The 1,364-nt window shown below is 59.4% G+C and carries 1 protein-coding gene; it reads left to right on the top strand.

Annotated features, from left to right (window positions below; genetic code table 11):
- On the top strand, positions 1-1,364 hold a 1,364-nt coding region (locus tag VCB98_RS13880), incomplete at both ends, for an Ig-like domain-containing protein (RefSeq protein WP_346053550.1).

Raw genomic sequence — 1,364 nt, 5'->3', positions numbered from 1 at the left:
GCACTGGACAGTGAACTCTCCATCGCCTGGACCCTTGAGATAGAAACCCAGTCCGGACCGCCGGGTCGTGGCCGTGGCCGCGGTGGTCGAGGCGAAGAGCAACTGACGCTGCGTGCCTATGATTTTGATGGTGCCCGCCTAATGTCCTTTTCCCTTGATCAAGACTGGGCATCAGAGTTGTCCGCTCTCAAGGTGGAGCCCGGTTTCGGAGGTCGAATCTGGTTGCAGGGGAGGGATGCCGTCCACGTATTCGATGTGGATTCCGGCGTGCGTGCATCTGATTATCCGGTCGGTGCAAAGATCAAGGATATCACCCTGGATCCGGAGTCCACCAGCTTGTACGTCGCGACTGCTGATGCGCTTCACGTGATTGACAGGGATGGTCAAGCGCACGCAATCGCCCAGCCGGACTTGGCTGCAGACGAATCCCTTTCCTATCTTGCGTGGGACCAGGATAGCGAAACGCTCTGGCTTGCGAGCAACCAGCGTATCTTGTTCCTTCAGCAAGATCAGGTCTATCAGAGCTTTCAACCGCCTGGTGTGGGTTCCGTCCGGGGAATTGCCCCGGATGGCGAAGGTGGCATCTGGCTGGCTCGGCCGGCCTGGCTCACGCGCTATTCCGCCGGCGGCGCGGAACTCACCAGCCTGCAACCCTTTGCCGGCTATCCGGGTGCCGGTGGTACCCGTGGCCTGACCAGCGACGGCAGGGACAAGACTGTTTGGCCCCACTCCCGCCGCCACGTTCGCCAGTTCGATGGCGCAGGGGTTGCCGGCAATGAAGCGGCAATCACCGGCATGAGCGGCGAGATGCTGACCTCGGTCTTGTTCACAGACCGGGTCCCGCCCGAGATCGAGATCGCAAGTCCTGCTGAAGGGAGTTATCACAACGACCCCTCAGTTCCGGTGCAGATTGACTGGTATGACATCGGGACAGGTGTGGATGAAGGTACGCTTCATCTTGAGCTCAATGCATTGACTTGGGAGCCTGAATGTTATTTTGATCTGGACGGAGCAGAGTGTTTGCCCTCAGACGCCCTTGAGGACGGCGAGTACACCTTGAATGCGACGGTGGAGGATTTTTCCGGTAACGAGTCTGAAACGGCTTCGGTGAGCTTCATGATTGATACCGTCTCGCCGTCCGTCATGATCGAATCGCCGGCAGACGGCGAAATCAGCAACGATGCTCGCTACCCGATAGGTATTGCCTGGACTGATGCGGGTTCCGGCGTCGATTCCGACACCGTTGAATGGCAGCGCAACGACAGCCCCTGGCCGGTTGATTGTAGCGGCGATACAGAAGGGGCGGATTGCATGCCCAGAGCCGATCTTCCTGACGGGGAGCACACGCTGGCCGTGCGGGTCAA

The organism is Natronospira elongata (assembly GCF_034931365.1).
Lineage (GTDB): Bacteria > Pseudomonadota > Gammaproteobacteria > Natronospirales > Natronospiraceae > Natronospira > Natronospira elongata.
The sequence above is the reverse complement of the archived record's forward strand: the minus strand, read 5'-3'. Positions and strand labels throughout refer to the sequence as shown.